At 72.6% G+C, this 19,202-nt stretch carries 15 protein-coding genes and 1 pseudogene; 7 read left to right on the top strand and 9 right to left on the bottom strand.

Annotation, left to right across the window (positions count from 1 at the left end):
* Window positions 1-50 precede the first annotated feature (50 nt).
* Entirely contained in the window at window positions 51-1,796 is a 1,746-nt protein-coding gene (locus ACQP2F_RS13815) for a GAF domain-containing SpoIIE family protein phosphatase (protein ID WP_433304059.1), read from the top strand.
* Here the strand turns inward: ACQP2F_RS13815 and ACQP2F_RS13810 are convergent.
* The 5 genes from ACQP2F_RS13810 to ACQP2F_RS13790 all read right to left on the bottom strand — a co-directional run bounded on the left by ACQP2F_RS13810 (window position 1,793) and on the right by ACQP2F_RS13790 (window position 5,113).
* Window positions 1,793-2,215 (bottom strand): hypothetical protein, encoded by a 423-nt coding sequence (locus ACQP2F_RS13810; protein WP_433304057.1) that lies wholly within the window; start codon window positions 2,213-2,215, stop codon window positions 1,793-1,795. The two genes, ACQP2F_RS13815 and ACQP2F_RS13810, sit on opposite strands and share 4 nt — an antisense overlap.
* Before the next feature lie 7 nt (window positions 2,216-2,222).
* The gene (locus tag ACQP2F_RS13805; RefSeq protein ID WP_433304056.1) at window positions 2,223-2,615 is read right to left on the bottom strand and encodes an SRPBCC family protein; all 393 of its coding nucleotides are present in this window, start codon (window positions 2,613-2,615) and stop codon (window positions 2,223-2,225) included.
* Window positions 2,616-2,679: 64 nt separating this feature from the next.
* Complete coding sequence (locus tag ACQP2F_RS13800; protein WP_433304054.1) at window positions 2,680-3,036, bottom strand: hypothetical protein; 357 nt, start codon at window positions 3,034-3,036, stop codon at window positions 2,680-2,682.
* Window positions 3,037-3,098: 62 nt separating this feature from the next.
* Window positions 3,099-3,494, bottom strand: coding sequence for a response regulator (locus ACQP2F_RS13795; RefSeq protein ID WP_433304052.1), 396 nt, complete (start codon window positions 3,492-3,494; stop codon window positions 3,099-3,101).
* A gap of 104 nt (window positions 3,495-3,598) precedes the next feature.
* Window positions 3,599-5,113, bottom strand: a complete 1,515-nt coding sequence (locus ACQP2F_RS13790; RefSeq protein ID WP_433304050.1) for a diguanylate cyclase domain-containing protein — start codon at window positions 5,111-5,113, stop codon at window positions 3,599-3,601.
* 177 nt (window positions 5,114-5,290) lie between these two features.
* Here ACQP2F_RS13790 and ACQP2F_RS13785 point away from each other — a divergent pair, with 177 nt between their 5' ends.
* Window positions 5,291-5,878 (top strand): TetR family transcriptional regulator, encoded by a 588-nt coding sequence (locus ACQP2F_RS13785; RefSeq protein ID WP_433304048.1) that lies wholly within the window; start codon window positions 5,291-5,293, stop codon window positions 5,876-5,878.
* Window positions 5,879-5,919: 41 nt separating this feature from the next.
* Window positions 5,920-7,053, top strand: a complete 1,134-nt coding sequence (locus ACQP2F_RS13780; RefSeq protein WP_433304047.1) for an alkane 1-monooxygenase — start codon at window positions 5,920-5,922, stop codon at window positions 7,051-7,053.
* A gap of 96 nt (window positions 7,054-7,149) precedes the next feature.
* On the opposite strand, the gene ACQP2F_RS13775 is transcribed toward ACQP2F_RS13780, so the two are convergent.
* Complete coding sequence (locus ACQP2F_RS13775) at window positions 7,150-8,268, bottom strand: diguanylate cyclase domain-containing protein (RefSeq protein ID WP_433304045.1); 1,119 nt, start codon at window positions 8,266-8,268, stop codon at window positions 7,150-7,152.
* Between the two features lie 29 nt (window positions 8,269-8,297).
* On the opposite strand from ACQP2F_RS13775, the gene pdxY reads away from it, so the two are divergent.
* Window positions 8,298-9,149 (top strand): pyridoxal kinase PdxY, encoded by an 852-nt coding sequence (gene pdxY / locus ACQP2F_RS13770; RefSeq protein ID WP_433304043.1) that lies wholly within the window; start codon window positions 8,298-8,300, stop codon window positions 9,147-9,149.
* Window positions 9,150-9,180: 31 nt separating this feature from the next.
* Here the strand turns inward: pdxY and acpA are convergent, their stop codons facing one another.
* The 3 genes from acpA to ACQP2F_RS13755 all read right to left on the bottom strand — a co-directional run bounded on the left by acpA (window position 9,181) and on the right by ACQP2F_RS13755 (window position 13,941).
* Entirely contained in the window at window positions 9,181-10,818 is a 1,638-nt protein-coding gene (acpA, locus tag ACQP2F_RS13765; protein WP_433304041.1) for an acid phosphatase, read from the bottom strand.
* 101 nt (window positions 10,819-10,919) lie between these two features.
* Window positions 10,920-11,720: an RNA polymerase sigma factor SigF gene (locus ACQP2F_RS13760; RefSeq protein ID WP_433304040.1), complete on the bottom strand. Its 801-nt coding sequence runs from the start codon at window positions 11,718-11,720 to the stop codon at window positions 10,920-10,922.
* A 94-nt stretch (window positions 11,721-11,814) separates the two neighbouring features.
* Window positions 11,815-13,941, bottom strand: coding sequence for an MMPL family transporter (locus ACQP2F_RS13755; protein WP_433304038.1), 2,127 nt, complete (start codon window positions 13,939-13,941; stop codon window positions 11,815-11,817).
* A gap of 135 nt (window positions 13,942-14,076) precedes the next feature.
* Here ACQP2F_RS13755 and ACQP2F_RS13750 point away from each other — a divergent pair.
* The 3 genes and pseudogenes from ACQP2F_RS13750 to ACQP2F_RS13740 form a co-directional block, all read left to right on the top strand.
* A pseudogene (locus ACQP2F_RS13750) lies at window positions 14,077-15,006 on the top strand (PQQ-dependent sugar dehydrogenase); the annotation flags it as partial.
* A gap of 448 nt (window positions 15,007-15,454) precedes the next feature.
* Window positions 15,455-17,461 (top strand): Ig-like domain-containing protein, encoded by a 2,007-nt coding sequence (locus ACQP2F_RS13745; protein ID WP_433304037.1) that lies wholly within the window; start codon window positions 15,455-15,457, stop codon window positions 17,459-17,461.
* Between the two features lie 59 nt (window positions 17,462-17,520).
* Window positions 17,521-19,170: a hypothetical protein gene (locus ACQP2F_RS13740; protein ID WP_433304035.1), complete on the top strand. Its 1,650-nt coding sequence runs from the start codon at window positions 17,521-17,523 to the stop codon at window positions 19,168-19,170.
* Window positions 19,171-19,202: the final 32 nt, after the last annotated feature.

Below are 19,202 nucleotides of genomic sequence, written 5' to 3'. Positions count from 1 at the left end.
CGGTTACGATCTGCCCATGCCCAGGCGTTTCGAGTCCGTGAGCGGCCGGCATGGCTAGCGGCCCCGCGCTCGTCACCGCCGAGGACCCCGCACGCTTGCGCGCACTGGCCGACACCGGGCTCGGCGCCCGGCCCGACGCGACGTTCGATCGGTACGCCGCGATGGTGTGCGCCGCCCTGGACGTGCCGGTCGGCCTGGTGTCCCTGGTCGCCGCGCACGAGGAGGTGGTGCCGGGTGCGGCCGGGCTGGACCACCCGTACGCCCTCGAACGCCGCATCCCGCTGAGCCACTCCCTCGGGCACCGGGTGGTCGCCGCCGGGGAACCGGTCGTCGTGGGCCGGGCGAGCGACGACGACCGGGTCCGCACGCATCCGGCGCTGGACGCCTTCGGCATCGGCAGCTACGCCGGTGTCCCGCTGACCGACGCCGACGGCCGGGTCCTGGGCTCGCTGGCCGCCGCCGACCACCGGCCGCGCGAGTGGAGCGACGGCGACCTGGCGCTGCTCACGGACCTCGCCGCCGCCTGCTCCGACAGTCTCCGGCTGCGCATCGCCACCCGGCATGCCGCGGCCGGCTACGACCGCAGCCAGCTGTTGTTGCACGCCAGCATCGGCCTGAGCCGGACCCGCACGGTGACCGACGTGGTCGACGAGGCCAACCGGATGGTCAAGGGCAGTTTCGACCCGGTCGACATCGGCGTGGTGCTGCTCGACGACCACGGCGGCCTGCGCGTGTCCCGCACCGACATGCTGCCGGCCGACGTCACGCAGCGGTGGATCACGTTCTCGGCCAGTGACCCGGTGCCGGCCGCGGAGGCGGTGCGGACCGGGCGGCTCGTCGCGTTCGGCGACCCGGACGCGATCGCCGCCGGGTTTCCGTCCGGCGCCGCCGACCTGCGCCGTCTCGGCTGGCAGGCGATCGCGTGCGCGCCGATCCCCGGCCCGCGACGACCGCTCGGCGTGCTCACCTTCGCGTGGGACCACCCGCACGACATCGACGCCGGGGAGCAGGCGATCATCGCGGCCCTCGCCGACTACGTGGGTCAGGCGCTACGGCGCGCGGACGCGCTCGACCAGCAGAGCACCGCGGCCGCGACCCTGCAGAAGGCGCTGCTGACCCGGCTGCCGGCCGTGGATCGCCTGCGGCTGACCGCCCGCTACCTGCCGGCCCACCACGGCGATCACGTCGGAGGCGACTGGTACGACGCGGTGACGCTGCCCGGCGGGCGGCTGGCCATCGTCATGGGCGACGTCACCGGGCACAGCCTGGAAGCGGCGGCGGCCATGAGCGAGCTGCGGAGCATGCTGCGCGGCTTCCTCACCGACCCGGTCGACGAGCCGTCCGCGCTGCTGCACCGCCTCGAGCACGCCAACCGGGTGCTGCACGCCGACACCATCGCCTCGGCCATCGTCGCGTTCCTCGATCCGGCGCCGGCCGGCGCGTACCGGCTGCGCTGGTCCAACGCCGGCCACCCACCACCGCTGGTGATCAGTCCGGCCGGCACGGTGGAGGACCTGAACGGCGCCGATCCCCTGCTCGGCGCCGTCCGGCGAGCCACGCGAGCCGACCGCACCCGGCTGCTGCCGGCCGGAAGCACCCTCGTGCTGTACACCGACGGGCTCGTCGAGACCCGCACCGAGCCCTTCGACCTCGGCGTCGCCCGGCTGCACGAGCTGATCGGCCGGCACCCCGGCGCCACCGCCGACGATCTCGCCGACCTGCTGGCCGGGCACGCCGAGACGCGCGGTCACGAGGACGACGTGGCGCTGCTCATCGTGGGCACGACCGGGAGCTAGCCACGCTCCCGCGCGTACGCGTCGAGGCCGATCTGCACCACCCGCAGCAACCCCGGCCGGTCCGCGGCGACCAGGCCGTCGTCCGTCCGCCGGGTCAGTCCCAGCTCGGTCATCTGCTCGGCGCAGCGATCGACCCGGGCGGACCGTCGCAGGTCCCCGCCCGTCACCCGGCCACGGAACTCCGCGACGTCGATCCGGCCGTGCTCGGCGAGCTCGTACGCCAGCCGCCGGCCGATCGACCGCAGCGCCCCGGGCGTGAATCCGTGGGCGCTGAGGTGCCAGGCGAGGCCGCCGGGGCAGCGATAGACCGCGACGATCCCGCCGTACGTGCGCTGATCGGTCTCCGCCGCGGCCAGCGCCGACCGCTCGTCGCGGAAGCGCCGCTTGCCGCAACCGCAGTTGTACCGCCGGGCCGGCATGCCCGTCCTAGCGGACCAGCCGGCGCAGTGCGAGCCGCGCGAGGGGAAGATAGAGCAGCACGGCCGGCGCGAACCCGCGCAGCATGAGACCGGTCCGGGTCCCGCCGGGCACGGCTTCGACGGTGTGCCGCAGGTACAGCCGCACTCCGGCCACCGATGCCGACCACGACCAGCTGCGGACCGGGCCGGTCGCGTCGATCTCCAGCACCCGGAAGCCGACCCGCACGCCGGCCGGGCCGACCACGACACCGCTGGTCCGCGCGTGCAGCGTCGCGGCCGGGTAGGACACCGCCCGGATCTGCGGCGACCATTCCGGCCAGCGGCGCGGGCGCACGTAGCGGTCCCACACGTCGTCGGCGGCCCGGGGGCCGCACACGGTCAGGACGCGATCTACGGCCATCTTCTTCTGATACCCGGAGAACGGCAGGGGGAACCGCGTCCGCTGCGAACGCGGCTGAATCGGTTCAGGCCGCCTTGCCGGCGCGGGACCGGATGCCGGGAGCGTGCCGGCCGGGATGTCCGTCGAACAGCGAGCAGTCCTTGTCGTCGCGGGACTCGAACGGGACCGTCCGGCCCGACGGGCACCAGGTGTACGCATTGATCTCGGACGCGCTCAGCGTCCACTGAACCCACCACATAGTGGCCTCCACCTGCTGCCCGAGGGCAGCGTGCGACCCCTCATGGCCTAGTTCCAGCTCGCAGCGCAGCTCCGACTGCACGCTCGGCGCCTCCGTGGGCAGACCGTCCAAGAAGGCCAGTTGCGCGGTGTCGAGGGTGATACGGGCGGGACAGATCGCCAGTTCTTCCACATGAATCGACATGCATCCATGCTTCCCCCCGACGCCGCTTCACACACCCCCTACTTAACCGGTTTTTTTGAATGTCACCAATCGTCGGCCCGCGGCGCGTACTGCGGGAGGAGGCTGCGCAGCAGCGCGGCGAGCACGTCGGGATTCACCGGCTTCTGCAGGTAAGGGGCGTCCGGCTGCACCAGGCCCATGGTGAGCGCGATGTGCCGCGGGATACCGGTCACGAAGACGACCTTCACGGACGGGCACCGGGCCGCCACGTCCCGAGCGAGCGCGCCGCCCGCGTCACCCGGAAGCGACAGGTCCGCCACGAGCACGTCGACGTCGCCGTTCAGCTCCCGGCAGATCGACAGGGCCCCGTCCCGGTCGGCGGCGGCGAACACCCGGAAGCCCCGGACGTCCAACATGTGCGCCACGGTGTCCCGGATGTCCTCGTCGTCGTCGACCACCAGGACAACCGGCTGATACAAGCGCGCCAAACTCGACATCTCGCCCCTTGCGCCACGATAGCGAGCCGCTCATGACCTGAGTGGCCGAATGCCGAGAGTCGCCCGCAGGACGCTCGGCCGCGGGATCACGCGCGGGCCGGCTCGACGGAGTTCTTGCCCGAGCACTTCGCGGCATACATCGCCTCGTCCACCCGATTCACCAGCGTCGAGGGGCTGTCGTCGGCGCCCGATGCCAGGGCGATGCCGACGCTCGCCCGAACCGCCACCGTCCGGCCGTCAGCCAGCCGGCACGGTTCGCCCACCAACTCGACCATGCGGGCGGCCGCGGCGGCGATGTCGTCGGGATGAGGCCGGTCGAGCAGGACCGCGAACTCGTCACCACCCAGACGGGCCACGACGTCGGCCTGCGTCAAACTCGAGCGCATCCGGGCCGCGGCCTCCACGAGAACGGCGTCGCCGGCGGCGTGACCGTACGAGTCGTTGACCGGCTTGAAGTCGTCGAGATCGATGAGCAGGACGGCGGTCCGGCCGGTGTTCTGACGCAACCGGTCCGCGAGCCGGTCGAGGAACATGGCCCGGTTGGCCAGGCCGGTGAGGCTGTCGGTGAAGGCCATCTCGTGCAGCCGCGCCGCCAGGGCGTCCCGTTCCCGCAACAGCCGGGCGTTGTCGACGAACGCGGTGAGCTGCCGCGCGACCACCATGCCGGTGCTGGCGATGACACCGGCGAGCGCGACCCAGGCTCGCAGGTTCAGCCCGCTGACCGCCAGCGTGACGACCAACAGGCCGATCGTGGCTCCCAGCGCGGCATACGGAAGCATGCTGAACGGACGGCGGCGTGACGCGACGTCCGCGGTGCGGCCGACCGGGCTCGACCGGTAATGCGACCACGCCGCGGTCATCAGCAGGGCATGCGAGCAGACCGTCATCGTGAAGATCACGCCCGGACGCCCGGCACGCACCAGCTCCGGACCGAGAGCACGGGCGACGGCTTCCACCCCCGCGGCGACCGGTCCCATGACACCGACAGGCCAGCGGAAAGGAGCCGTACCGCTGAGGAACAGCCGGCCTACGGCGAAGGCCGCCGACATGGCCACCACGGGACCGGCGACCACCGTGGCGAGGTCGCGCCCGCTGACCGTGCCGTCGCCGCCGGCGCTGGCGATGGTCCAGTAGAGGCCATACGCTCCGGCCGCGGTGATCACCGTCGCCATGTCGAGGAGGTAACAGAGCCGTTCCCGTGCGGACCGATGGGGAATCGGATAGGTCAGCACCACCACCGTCAGAACCGTGCCACCCACCGCGAGGGCGGCGGTCCGCACGGCGCCGGTGCCGGTCTGCGCGCTCACCGCGAACGGCGCGGTGGCGGCGGTGATCAGCTGCCCCAGCTCGCCCAGACCGAAGACGGCTCCCGCGACGGAGAATGCCGTCCAGAACCGGCGGGAAGTGTCGGTCGGATCGATTCGCCGGCTGGCCCGGTACGCGAAGTACCCCATCATCGACGCGAAGGTTCCCACGACGAACCAGCAGCTCCAGACCTGGAGCCGCAAGTTGTTGTGCGTCGTCAGGTACCAGCCGGACAACGCCGCCGTCAGGACGGCCGAGGCACCGGGCACCACGGCGCCGTAGCGACCGGGGCTCATGCGCCGGCGCCGCGGCTGCCGGGAAGCGATCTTCTCTGCACCATGCCCCGTCTCTCGGGATGTCACACTGCGGCCCCGGCTCCGTCGTCGGTGGCGACCGACACGTGCCGTCACGGGTGCTATCGGCGGGTCGCCGCCGCGGTTGAGCTGATCGGCGGGCATTAGGCTCTTCTGACCATGGACCTCACGTCGCCGCCGGGATCGGGCCGTACCGCGTTGCAGGAGACGCTGGTGGCCGCGGCCCGCGAGCTGGCCGTGGCGCGTGGCTGGGGCAACGTCCGGATGCTCGACGTCGCGAAGGCGGCCGGCGTCAGCCGCCAGACGGTCTACAACGAGTTCGGCGACCGGGCGGGCCTCGCCGCGGCGCTCGCCCTCAGCGAGATCCGCCAGTTCACCGACGCGGTGCGGGCCGAGCTGTTCGCCGACGGGCGCGACGCGCGGGCGGCGAGCCTCGCCACGATCCTGCGGGTGCTGACCGAGGCGGCCGCCGACCCGCTGATCCGGCAGATCCTCACCAGCGCCGGCGGCGGCGAGGAGGACCTGCTGCCGTACCTGACGACGCGCTCGGAGATCGTGCTGGCGACGGTGGGCGAGGTGGTACGGGAGTGGATCGCCGACCGCCGGCCGGAGGTCGACGACGATGTCGCCGCGCTGGCCGCCGAGTCGATCATTCGACTGACCGTCAGCCACCTCGTCCTGCCCGCCGCCTCCCCGGAATCGTCGGCCGACGCCCTCGCGGAGGTGTTCGTCCGGCTCCTTCACTGACCCCACTTGACACGAAGGCCCTCTGTGTAAAGTATCGATGCATGGAGCTCGCTGCCCTGCCCTGGCGCGACACGAAGCGCCCCCTTTGGCCCCTTGCCCTGGTCGTTCCGGTGCTGCCGTTCGCGTCCGTGCTGCTCGCGACGCTCTCCGGTTCGCCCTGGTCCTGGTGGCTGACACCGCTGGTCATCTTCGGCGTCATCCCGCTCATCGACGTGCTGATCGGCGACGACCGTGCCAACCCGCCCGAGGAGGCGGTCCCGGCCCTGCAGGCGTCGCCGTACTACCGCTGGATCACCTACCTGTTCCTGCCCGCCCAGTTCGCCGCGCTCGTGCTCACCTGCCTGGCCTGGGCCCGCGGACCGGGCATCGTCGGCGGCATCGGCCTGGCGCTGACCGCCGGGCTGGTCAACGGCGTCGCCATCAACACCGCGCACGAGCTCGGCCACAAGCGCGAGACGGCGGAGCGGTGGCTTTCCAAGATCGCGCTGGCGCCGACCGCGTACGGGCACTTCTTCGTCGAGCACAACCGTGGGCACCACGTCCGGGTCGCCACCCCCGAGGACCCGGCCAGCTCGCGCCTGGGCGAGACGTACTGGCGATTCTGGCCGCGTACCGTGCTCGGCAGCCTGCGCTCCGCCTGGCATCTGGAGACCTCGAAGCACCGGCTGCGCGGCCGCAGCCCGTGGACGTGGCGCAACGACATCCTCAACGCGTGGGCCATGACCGTGGTGCTTTGGGCCGCGCTCGTCGTCGCCATCGGCCCGGTCACGCTCCCGTTCCTGGTGATCCAGGCGGTGATCGGCTTCTCGGTGCTGGAGGCGGTCAACTATCTCGAGCACTACGGGCTGCGCCGCCAGCGCATCCACGGCGGCCGCTACGAGAAGGTCGACCCGCGGCACAGCTGGAACAGCGACCGGCTCACCACCAACGTGTTCCTCTTCCAGCTGCAGCGGCACAGCGACCACCACGCCAATCCGCTGCGCCGCTACCAGACGCTGCGCAGCTTCGACGTCTCCCCGCAGCTGCCGGCCGGCTACGCCAGCATGCTGCTGCTGGCCCTGGTCCCGCCATGGTGGCGGCGGGTGATGGACCCGCGGGTCATCGCCCACTACGGCGGCGACGCGACGCTGGCCAACGCCGTCCCGGGCTATCGCGCCCGGACGAGCGCTCAGTAGGCAGTCGCCGCCCGCACGCGTCCGGCCCGCCAGCCGGGCGCGGGAGCCGGTGCGCATCAAAGGTGGCCCCCCGATGCGCACCGGCCCTCCGCGGTGTCAGGAGACCCGGCTGCCCCGTTTCGCGGCGTACATCCGCAGGTCGGCCTCGTGCATCAGGGCCTCGACGCTCAGCGTCGAGCCGGCCGGGCGGACGGCATACCCGACGCTCGCCCCGACCCGCACCACGTCGCCGCCGATCGCGACCGGCTCCCCCACCGCGTCCCGGATGCGCCGGGCGGCCGCCTCGCAGGTGGCCGCGTCCGCGCCGGGCAGCAGCACGACGAACTCGTCCCCGCCGAGCCGGCCGGCCAGTTCGCCGTCGCGCAGGGTACCGCCCAGCCGCTGGGCCACCCGCTGCAGCAGCACGTCGCCCGCGGCATGTCCCAGGGTGTCGTTGACCTGCTTGAACCCGTCGAGGTCGACCAGCGCCAGGGCCAGGGCTGCGCCGTCGTGCCGAGCCGCGTGGGCGGCCAGCGACGCGCGGTTCGGCAGCCCGGTGAGGTTGTCGTGGTTGACCTGGTGGTCCAGCGCCCGCCGGACATGCTGCAGATCGCTGATCTGCCGGGCGAGCGCACTGGACTGAGTGCCGGCAACCAGCGCCACCAGCAGCGCCACCCCGCAGGGATAGACCAGGTCGGCCGCGGCGAACCCGGTGTCCGCGCTCAGGACCGTCGCACAGTACGCCGCCGAGATCACGGCCCACACCGCAAGCGCGCCGGGCAGCCGGTGGCGCAGGGCCGCGACGGCGACCGGCACGACCAGCGCCGCCCAGGCACTGTCGTCACCGTGACCGGCCAGCAGGCAGACGATCCCCACCACCACGGCCGTGTCGAGCGCCACCTGACCGGCGCTGATCGGGCCGTACCAGCGGGACGCGGGACGCCGGAAGCCGGCCCAGGAGAGCGCGACGGCGAGGGCCATCACCACCACACCCACGAAACAAACGGGCATCAGCCGCGACGGCAGCACATCGGCGGCGGGAAACGCCCAACCGGCCAGATACAGCACGGTGCCGACCAGACTCAGTCCGCGCGTGATCAGCGCGCAGAGCTCGATCGCGCGGCGCCGGCGCACCACCGACGGGTCCACCGGCATGGCGTCGGCGTGAGTCGGTCTGCTCCTCGGGTAGCGCGGCACGCTGCCCTGATCGACCAGCCGGCCGCCGTCTTGAGCCAAGGGACAAATCGGGTCTCTAGGCTGAGGGGATGAAGGTCTTGTCCATCCAGTCGGTGGTCGCCCACGGCCATGTCGGCAACTCCGCGGCCGTGTTCCCGCTGCAGCGGATCGGTGTCGAGGTCGTGCCGATCCCCACCGTGAACTTCTCCAACCACACCGGGTACGGCGCCTGGCGGGGGCCGCTCATCCCGCCGCCGGACGTGGCCGAGATCCTGCTCGGGGTGGAGGAGCGCGGCGTCTTCCCGCAGATCGACGCCGTGCTGTCCGGCTATCAGGGTGGAGCGGGCATCGCCGACGTCATCATCGACGCCGTCCGCCGGGTGAAGGCGGCCAACCCGGCGGCGGTGTACGCGTGCGACCCGGTGATGGGCAACGCCAAGTCCGGGTGCTTCGTGGCGCCCGAGATTCCGGTGCTGCTGCGCGACCGGGTCGTGCCGGTGGCCGACATCATCACGCCCAACCAGTTCGAGCTGGGCTTCCTGACCGGCACCGAGCCGGCGAGCCTCGAGTCGACCCTCGCCTCGGCCGACCTCGCCCGTGCCATGGGGCCTTCGACCGTGCTGGTCACGAGCGTGGAGCGACCCGACCGCGAGGACGACGTGATCGAGATGCTGGCCGTGGACGACGCCGGCGCGTGGCTGGTGAGCACCCCGTACCTGCCGTTCAAGGCCAACGGCTCGGGCGACGTCACGGCGGCGCTGTTCACCGCCCACTACGTCGGGACCGGGGACGCGGCGGTGTCGCTGGAGCGCACGGTCTCCAGCGTCTTCGACCTGCTCGAGACCACGTACCGGTCCGGCGAGCGCGAGCTCCGGCTGGTGCAGGCCCAGGAGTTCTACGCCGCGCCGCGCATGCAGTTCCGGGCCAAGCAGGTGCGCTGAGGCGGTCGGCGGCGTCCCGTTCGGCGCGAGATCAGCCGTGCCGGACGCCGCCGGTGCGCAGCGCGGGGCCGAGGTCGCTGACCCGGGCGTCCCGGCCGAACCGGGTGTCGAGCGGCGCCAGCCCGTACTGCCGCTCGATCGTGCGCAGGATCGAGGTGGTGTCGTACGGGGTGTGGTCCACCCCGGACCGGCGCAGCGACGGGGAGATCAGCAGGGCGGGGATGCGGGTGCCGGGACCGTACTCGTCGGACACCCCGGGCGTGGCGTGCCGGCCCTGGCCGGGCGGCACGACGTGGTCCCACTGGCCGCCGAACTCGTCGTAGGTCACCACGATCAGGGTTTTGGCCGCCTGCGGGCCGGTCACCACCGCGGTGATCAGGTCGACCAGGTGCCGCTCACCGTTGTCGGTGCTCGCGTAGCCGGGGTGCTCGTTCTCGGCCCCGTACGGCTTGACGAAGCTGACCGCCGGAAGCGTGCCCTGCCGGGCGGCCGCGAAGAAGCGGGTCTCGTCCTGCAGGTGGTCACGGGGGTGCTCGCCGGTGCGCGGGTCGACGTAGCCGGGCGCGTACCGGGCGAAGTAGTTGAACGGCTGGTGGTGGTACTGGAACAGCGGGCCGGGATGGCCGGCGGCAGCGTCGTCCCAGCCGCCGGCGTACCAGGCCCAGCTGATGTTCCGGCCGGACAGCTCGTCGCCGATGGTGCGGCGGTAGTCCGGGGCCGCCGGGTCGACGTTGTTGACCAGCGGCAGCGTGTTGGCGCCGCCCGCGCTGGGCGGATTGGCCGGCTGGACGGTGTTGACCGCGTAGTCGCCGCACGCGAAGCCGCTCCGGCCGGGGCACGTCTGGGTGAGCGGGCCGTCGTTGAGCCCCGGGTCGCTGGTGTGCAGCGGGTACGGCCGGACGCCGGTGCCGCTCGCCGGCGGGTTGGGGTTCGGAAAGCCCTCGGCGTCGACCACGGAGTGCGCGGTCGTGGGCGCGTCCCGCCACGGCGGCGCCTGGGCGGCCACCAGGTACTGGTGGTTGAGGAACGAGCCGCCGAACGCGGCCTGGAAGAACCGGTCGGCGACCACGTAGTGCCGGGCCCCGGCCGCGTGCAGGAACTGGTAGACGGGCAGCTGGCGGGTGTCGTAGTAGCCCTGGGTGAGGCCGGCCGCGTCGCTGCCGGTGCTGTACCGGTCCATCCGGCCGCCGTCCAGCTGGTACTGCTCCTGGTAGAAGCGGTGCACCAGGTCGCGGGTGCAGCCGCCGGGCGTGCCGCCGGGGCAGGTCGGGCTCTCCGGCGTGATGTAGTCGTTGATCGAGAACGGCCGGTTGCGGAAGTGGCTGGCGTAGCCGAACCCGTTGGTCGCCGTGTCGGTGCCGCAGGCGGCGTCCAGCGGCGGCGTGGCCAGGCTCGGATCGTTCTGGTAGAGGCACCGGTAGGGGGTGCCGTCCTGCCGGACCTGCACGGCGCGGCGCGCGTAACCGGGCGCGCCCCGCCCGTCGACCCGCTGGTCGCCGACCCGTCCCCAGCCGCCGTACAGGTTGTCGAAGCTGTGGTTCTCCTGGTAGATCACGACCAGGTGGGTGAAGGGGCCGAGCGGGCCCGGTCGCGGATGGGCCGGGGCGGGCGCGGCGGCCAGGCCGAGGACCAGTACGAGCACACCGAAGACCACGCCGACCCGCCGCATCGTTCAACCTCCTGCTCGACTCACCGCAACGTATCGCAACGGCAAGATCGCGCAGGGTGTCGCTCGTGGCATCTTCCATCGATAGTGATGAGCCGGGCAGGTCACCGGCCGGCATCACCGTCGATCAGCACGCGCAGCTTCTCCAGCGCCTTGGCCAGCAGCCGGGAGACGTGCATCTGGGAGATGCCGATCTGCTCGGCGATCTCGGTCTGCGTGCGGTTGCCGTAGAAGCGCAGCGACAGGATCGTCTGCTCGCGCTCGGAGAGGCTGGCCATCGCCGGGCCGAGCGCGATCCGCAGCTCGGCCAGCTCGAACTCGTGGTCGTCGGATCCCAGGGTGTCGCCGAGCTCCTGGCCGCCCTCGTCCCCGAGCGGGGTGGACAGGCTGGTGGCGCTGTACGCCCGGGCCCCTTCCAGCCCTTCGAGCACGTCCTCCTCGCCGACGCCGAGGTGCTCGGCGATGTCGGCGACGGTCGGCGCCCGGCCGAGGCGGTGGCTCAGCGTGTTGTTCGCCGCGGTGATGGACATGCGCAGCTCTTGCAGCCGCCGGGGGACGCGGATGGCCCACGCCCGGTCCCGGAAGTGCCGCTTGATCTCGCCCAGGATGGTCGGGACGGCGAACGCGGCGAAGTCGACGCCGTGATCCACGTCGTACCGGTCGACCGCCTTGATCAGCCCGACCACGGCAACCTGTATGAGGTCGTCGGCGGGCTCCCCGCGCCCGAGATAACGGCGCGCCAGGTGCTGCGCCAGGGGAAGCCACGCCTCGATCACCCGGCCGCGAAGATCTTCACGGTCCCGATCGGCGGCATCCATGCCGGCCAGCGCCTGCATCAGCGCGCCCGCCCGTTCGGTGTTCAAGTTGACGTTGCCACGGCGTACGGAAATCGCCGAAACCTGCATCAAGGCTCTCCCCTGACAGTGCGGTCCCCGCCGCCGTAGCCAACATAGCCGTTCGGGCGTGCAAGTGCTAGCCGAAAGTATGAGGTGTCGCAGATCAGGCCCCGAGATCGCGGACCGTCCCGCCGGCGAACCAGCGCTGGTGCAGCCGGCGCAGGGGTGCCGGCGCCCACCAGTTCCACTCGCCGAGCAGGCTCATCACGGCCGGCAGGAGCAGGCCGCGCACGACGGTGACGTCGAGCAGCAGCGCGACCGCCATCGCGAAGCCGACCTCCTTGACCGCGATCAGGTCGCCGAGCAGGAAGCCGAGGAAGACCACGCCGATGCACAGCGCGGCCGCGGTGACGACCGGGCCGGACTTCTCGATGCCGGCCCGGACGGCGTCGTCGCCGGACCCCGGGCGGCGGCCCGGACCGCGCCGGTCCCACTCCTCTTTGACCCGGGCGAGCAGGAACACCTCGTAGTCCATCGAGAGCCCGAACACGAACACGAACAGCAGGACGGGCGTGGTCACGTCGATCGCGCCCCACGAGTCGAAGCCCAGCAGGGCGTCGCCCACGCCCCACTGGAACACGACGACCAGGACACCGAGCGTGGCGAGCAGGGTGAGCGCGTTCAACAGCACCGCCTTGACCGGCATGACCAGCGAGCCGGTCAACACGAACAGCAGCACCGCCGTCGTCAGCAGGATGACCAGCACCGCGACCGGGAACCGGGCGGCCACCGAGCCCCGGTAGTCGACCAGCTCAGCCGCGGCCCCGCCGACGAGCACCGGGAACGGCGGCTTCAGCGCACGAATCGCTCGTACGACGTCGCGGGAGGTCCGGTCCGCGGTCGCGCCCGACGGTGTCACGTCGATCACCGCCGCGGCGCCGGTGATGTCCGGGCGCGGCTCCACCCGCAGCACGCCGTCCAGTGCGTTGATCGCGTTGAGAAAGTCACGCATCGAGGCCGGGTCGGCGTCGGCGACCACGACGATGGGGTCGGCCTGGCCGCCGCTGAAGTCCCGCCGCACCGACTCCTGCAGCTTGCGGGCCTCGGCCGCGGCGGGCAGCGCGCGGGCGTCGGAGTTCTCCAGGTTGACCGCGAGCACGAACGGCAGCGCCAGCACGAGCAGGCCGGCCGTGACGGCGACCGCGACCGGCTTCGGCCGGTGCTGGGCGAACGCGGCGAGACGTCCCAGCAGACCGGGGCCGGACCGGCGGGCGCGGGCGGCCGGAATCCGCCGGTGGGCCACCGCGATCAGCGCCGGCACCGCGGTCAGGCCGGCCAGCGTGGCCAGCAGCACCGCGACCGCGCCGCCCAGCGCCATCGCGCCCAGCAGCGGCTCGGCGAACGCGAACAGGCCGGCCATCGCGGCGCCGACGGCGAGCCCGGAGATCAGCACGGTACGGCCGGCAGTGGCGGCGGTGCGGGCGACCAGCTCGGCGACCGGGGCGCCGGGATCGGCCGCGCGCTCCTCGCGGAACCGGGCGATCACCAGCAGCGCGTAGTCGACGGCGAGACCGATGCCGAGCAGGGTGACCACGTTGACGGTGAACTCGCTGACCGGGGTCAGCGCGGTGAGCCCGAACAGGCCGAGCAGGGTCACCGACACGGTGGCCACCGCCGCGGCGAGCGGGATCAGGCCGGCCACGAAGCCGCCGAGGACCAGGGTCAGCACCGCCAGCAGGACGACGATGGCGACGGTCTCGCCCCGGGCGGCGTCCGCGACGGCCTGGTCGGCGAACGCCCGCTCGGCCAGCTTCTCGCCGCCGACCAGCACCTCGGGCGCGTCGATGCGGTGCAGCGCGGCGGCGACCGCGTCCTCGACCCGCTCCCGGCGGTCGTCCGGGAGGCCGCGGTCGAGCTCGACCCGGATCAGCGAACTGCGGTTGTCGGCGCCGATCCGGCCGCCCGGAGCGCTGTACAGGTCGTCGACCGCCGCGACGCCGTCGATGTCGCGGATCTCGCCGGTGACGGCCGTGATGTCGCGGACCAGCGCCTGGTCGTACACGTCGCGCCCACCGACCACGGCGACGACGACCGGGCCCTCGGGCCGCAGGACGTCGATCCGCCGCTCGGCGCGCTGCGACTCGGCCTCCGGCCGGAGGCTGCCGGTGGTGGCGAGCCGGTCGAAGACCTGACCGCCGAGCACCAGGCCGGCGGTGGTCAGGATCAGCCAGGCGCCGAGCACCGGCCACCGCCGGCGGGCACACCACCGGCCGAGTGCTGCCACGATCATCGAGGCATGCAAACACGTCCACGAACGCGGCGCCAGGCGCATCCTCCGGACGGACGGCCAGTTCTGGCCGGTCGGCGGGCGATCGCGTCTCCCGGCCGACACATCGGAAAGCGAGAGTCCTCTTAGGATCCGTGGATGGTGCGGCGTGTGCTGAGTGGGTTGGTCGCGATGGCGGCCGTGGTGACGATGACGTCGTTCGCCGGCGCGCGGCCGGCGGCCGCGGTCGCGCTGCCGAGCGGCTTCCAGGAACAGGTCGTCTTCAGCGGCCTCAGCTCACCGACGAACCTGGAGTTCTCCCCGGACGGCCGCGTCTTCGTCGCCGAGAAGGGCGGCCGGATCAAGGTGTTCGACGATCTGGCCGACCCGACCCCGACCGTGTTCGCCGACCTGTCGGTCAACGTGCACAACCAATGGGACCGGGGTCTGCTCGGCATGGCCCTGGCCCCCAACTTCCCCGCCGACCCGTACGTCTACGTGCTGTACACCTACGACGCCCCGCCCGGGCGTACCGCCCCGGTCTGGAACGACGTGTGCGCCAACGCCAACGACGGGACGTGCGTGGTCACCGGCCGGCTCTCCCGGCTGCGGGCCGACGGCGACACGATGACCGGCTCCGAGCAGGTGCTGCTGACCGACTGGTGCCAGCAGTTCCCGAGCCACTCGATCGGCGACCTCGCCTTCGGCGCCGACGGGATGCTCTACGTCTCGGCCGGCGACGGCGCGAGCTTCAACGCGGTCGACTACGGCCAGTTCCCGGCCGGGGCGCCGACCAATCCGTGCGCCGACCCGCCGAACGAGGGCGGGGCGCTGCGGTCACAGGACATCCGCACGACCGGCGACGAGACCGCGCTCAACGGCTCGCTGCTGCGGCTCGACCCGGCCACCGGCGCCGCCGCGCCCGGCAACCCGAACGCCGGCTCGGCCGACCCCGACACCCGCCGGATCGTGGCCGCGGGACTGCGCAACCCGTTCCGGATCACCATGCGGCCCGGCACCGACGAGGCCTGGATCTCCGACACCGGGTGGAACACCTGGGAGGAGGTCGACCGGGTGGTCAGCCCGACCGCCGCCACCACCAACTTCGGCTGGCCCTGCTACGAGGGCAACGCCCGGCAGTCCGGGTACGACAGCGCCAACCTGCCCGTCTGCGAGGACTTCTACGCGGCGCCGGCCGGGGCGCACACCGCGCCGTTCGTCGCCTGGAACCACGCGAGCAAGCTGGTCGCCGGCGAGGCGTGCCCGACCGGCAGCTCGTCCTCGACCGGCGTCGCGTTCTACCCGGTCGCCGGCGGACCGTACCCGGCCGCGTACAACGGCGCGGTCTTCTTCGCCGACTACTCGCGCCGCTGCATCTGGGCGTCGCTGCCGTCCACGCCGGGCGGGCTGCCCGACCCGGCCAACCTGCAGACCTTCGTCTCCGACGCGGCGGGCCCGGTCGACCTCGAGGTCGGGCCCGGCGGCGAGCTCTACTACGCCGACCTCGGCGGCACGATCCGGCCCGGCGCCGCTGACGGTGACGTTCAACGCCACCGGCTCCACCGACCCCGACCCGGCCGACCAGGGTCGCCTGCGCTACGCCTGGGACTTCACCGACGACGGGGTGACCGACTCGACCTCGCCGACGGCGACGTTCACGTACGGCACGGCCGGCTCGTACACCGCGCGGCTGACCGTGACCGACACGCTGAACGCGACCGCCACCAGCACGATCGCCGTCACGCCCGGCAACGAGGCGCCGACCGCGGTGATCGACACGCCGGTCCTGAACACGACCTGGAAGGTCGGCGACACCCTGGCCTTCTCCGGCCACGCCACCGATCCGCAGGAGGGCAACCTGCCCGCGTCGCGCCTCGACTGGGACCTGGTCATGCACCACTGCTCGGCCCCGGACACCTGCCACGAGCACGACATCCGCACCTGGACCGGGGTGGCGTCCGGGTCGTTCCAGGCGCCCGACCACGATTATCCGTCCTATCTGGAGCTCAAGCTCAGGGCCACTGACCAGCAGGGCCTGACCCACACCGTGTCGCGCCGGCTGGACCCGCAGACGGTCGACCTGACCTTCACCACCGTGCCGTCCGGGCTCCAGCTCACCGTCGGCTCGGCGTCGGGCACCACACCGTTCTCCCGTACCGTCATCCAAGGCTCGGCCAACTCGGTGTCGGCGCCGTCGCCGCAGGGCTCCTCGACGTTCGCGTCCTGGTCCGACGGCGGGGCACCGACCCACGTCATCACCGCGCCCACGGCCGCGACCACCTACACCGCGACGTACCAGGCCGCGGCACCGCAGCGGATCGGCTACACCCAGGTCGGCGCGTCGACCGACTCCGGCGACATGAACTACATGAACGGCTCGCGGTTCGTCACCGGCTCCGGCCCGGCGACGGTGACGTCCATGTCGGTGTACGCCAAGGCGGTGAAGGCGGCGCCGAACAACCAGTTCCAGATGGCCATCTACGCCGACGCCAACGGCTCGCCCGGCGCCCGGGTCGCCACCAGCACCGCCGGCACCCTGACCGCCAACTCCTGGAACACCAGGCCGATCAGCGCCACCCTCGCCCCCAACACCGCCTACTGGCTGATGTACAACACCAACGGCGACAACAACCTCAGCTACGACACCGGCACCGCCAACCAGGGCGCCTGGAGCGCACCCACCCCGTACGGCACCTGGCCCGCCACCTTCGGCACCGCCAACCGCTGGACCACCAAGTTCTCCATCTACGCGACCCTCGGCGCCGACACCGTGGCCCCGGCGGTGACCTCCACGACCCCGGCCGGCGGCGCGACCGGGGTGGCCCTGACCGCACCGATCACGGTGCGGTTCAGCGAGGGCATGGCGGCCGGCACCATCACGGCGGCGAACCTGGAGCTGCGCGGTCCGGGCGGGGCGCTCGTCGGCCGTACCGTCGCCTATGACGCGACCGGCCAGGCCGCGGTGATCACGCCGTCCGCCGCGCTGGCCGCCTCCACCACCTATACGGTGACGGTCCGGACGGGCGTCACCGATGCGGCCGGCAACGCGCTCGCGGCCGACCACCAGTTCTCCTTCACCACCACCGACCCGAGCGCCCCGCGGCTGGGATACGACCAGGTGGGCGGCACGCTGGACGCCGGCGACGCCAACTACATGAACGGCTCGCGGTTCGTCACCGGCGCGACCGCGCTCACGGTCGGCCAGATGTCGGTCTACCTCCGGTCGGTGCAGGCCGCGCCGAACAACCAGTTCCAGGTCGCCATCTACGCCGACGCCAACGGCTCGCCCGGCGCCCGGGTCGCCACCAGCACCGCCGGCACCCTGACCGCCAACTCCTGGAACACCAGGCCGATCAGCGCCACCCTCGCCCCCAACACCGCCTACTGGCTGATGTACAACACCAACGGCGACAACAACCTCAGCTACGACACCGGCACCGCCAACCAGGGCGCCTGGAGCGCACCCACCCCGTACGGCACCTGGCCCGCCACCTTCGGCACCGCCAACCGCTGGACCGCCAAGTACTCGATCTACGTCTCATGACCCCTCGCCTTGATCAAGATCCCGGCACGGACCGGAGGCCCGGCAACTAAGCTCGAGCGGTGCAGCAGAGAACGGCGCGGACGGCGGGCGCGGCGGTGGCCGCGCTCGTGGCGCTGGCCGCGGTCGCGGTGGCCGCCCGGCCGGACCTCAACGGCGATGTGCGTTACGCCCTCGGCGGCATCGAGACCGCCGGCAAGGGCGGCGTGAGCATCTGGGACATCTTCGTCTCCCGGCCGCTGGCCTACAAGCTGCTGATGGCCGCGCTCGACCAGGGCCACCTGCTGCTCGGCGCGGGCGCCGCGTCGAACAAGGCCAACCTGCTGATCCGCATCGAGACGTACGTCGTGGTCCTCGCCGTGGTCGCGCTGCTGTTCGTGGGCGTGCGGCGGGTCGCCGGGCGGACGGCGGCGGCCGGGATCGCGACCGCCACCGGCCTGGCCCTGCTCATCGCGCCGCCCTGGCACTTCCTCGAGCCGGACTGGGTCGCCGCGCTCGCCGCGGTGCTGACGGTCGGCGCCGCCTGTGCGCCGCGGCCGCCGTGGCTCGGCGGGCTGCTGGCCGGCCCGGCGGCGATGCTGGTCGTGGCGGTCAAGGCGTCCACCTTCCCGATCGCGCTGATCGCGCTGCTCGTCATCGTCCTGTTCGACCGGCGCCGGGCTGCGTGGGCGGCGCTGTCGACGGTCGTCTCGGTCGGGCTCTGGTACCTGCTGACCAAGCACTTCCAGCCGTGGGAGTGGACCTGGCTGAGCGACCTGGCCAACCTCGTGCACAGCAAACCGCAGGGCATCCACCTCGACGACCTGCGCATGCTGCGCTTCGCGGTCGGCGATCTGGCGGTGCTCAGCCCGGTCGTGGCGGTGGCGCCGGCCGCGGCGGTGGCGCTCATCCGCCGCGAGGAGGGACGTCGGCGATGGCTGGGCGCGGCGGTCGCGGTGGCCGGGGGCGCGTTGTCGCTGGCTCCCGCGTACGGGCAGGGGGAGTTCTTCAACTACCACTTCGCCTCCACCCTGGTCCTCGCGGCCGGGGTCGGTGGCGCCGCCTTCGCGCTCTGCCCGGGGTTCCGGCTGCCGCTCGCCGCCGCCACGGTGCTGATCACGGTCGTCAGCCTCGTGCTCATGCGACAGCCCGCCTCCTGGCGCCTGGAGCACGCCGGGCCGGTCGTCTGGGCGTACGAGATCGGCGCCGTTGCCCTTGCCGTCGCGGCCTGGTTCCTCGCCGGCCGGACGACGATGTCGCTGCCCTGGTTCGCCGGTGTGCTGGTGCTGTGCTTCGCGCTGCTGCCGCCGGTGGTGCCGGGTAACCCGTACACGTTCGCCACCTACGACCACAACGTCCACAACGGCCCGTCGGGCGATGCGCGACTGGTCGCTTTCGGCCGGCGGCTCGGCTCCGGCACCCCGGTGCTATATCTGACGTACGGCACGGTCAACCACGGCATGGGCAATCCGACCAGCTGCCGGTACCCGTCGCCGCTGTGGTTGCAGCGCGCGGCCGGCACACCGCGGATGCGGACCCGTCCCAGCTACGCCGACAACCTGCGGTGCCTGACCGAGGACCGCGACGCCAAGTACCTGATCGTGCAGACCGGCTGGTTCAGCCTCGAGCGGTCGGCACCCGAGGTGCGGGCGCTGATCGACGAGCGGTTCGACTGCTCCCCCGCGGCCCGGATCCCGGCCCCGCCGCCGCTGCGTGTCTGCCCGGCCCGGTGACGCACGAGGACCCCGGCGGATCGCCGGGGTCC

Origin of the sequence: Actinoplanes sp. CA-030573 (assembly GCF_050951115.1) — a bacterium.
GTDB lineage: Bacteria > Actinomycetota > Actinomycetes > Mycobacteriales > Micromonosporaceae > Actinoplanes.
This window is presented reverse-complemented; position numbering and strand designations above follow the sequence as displayed.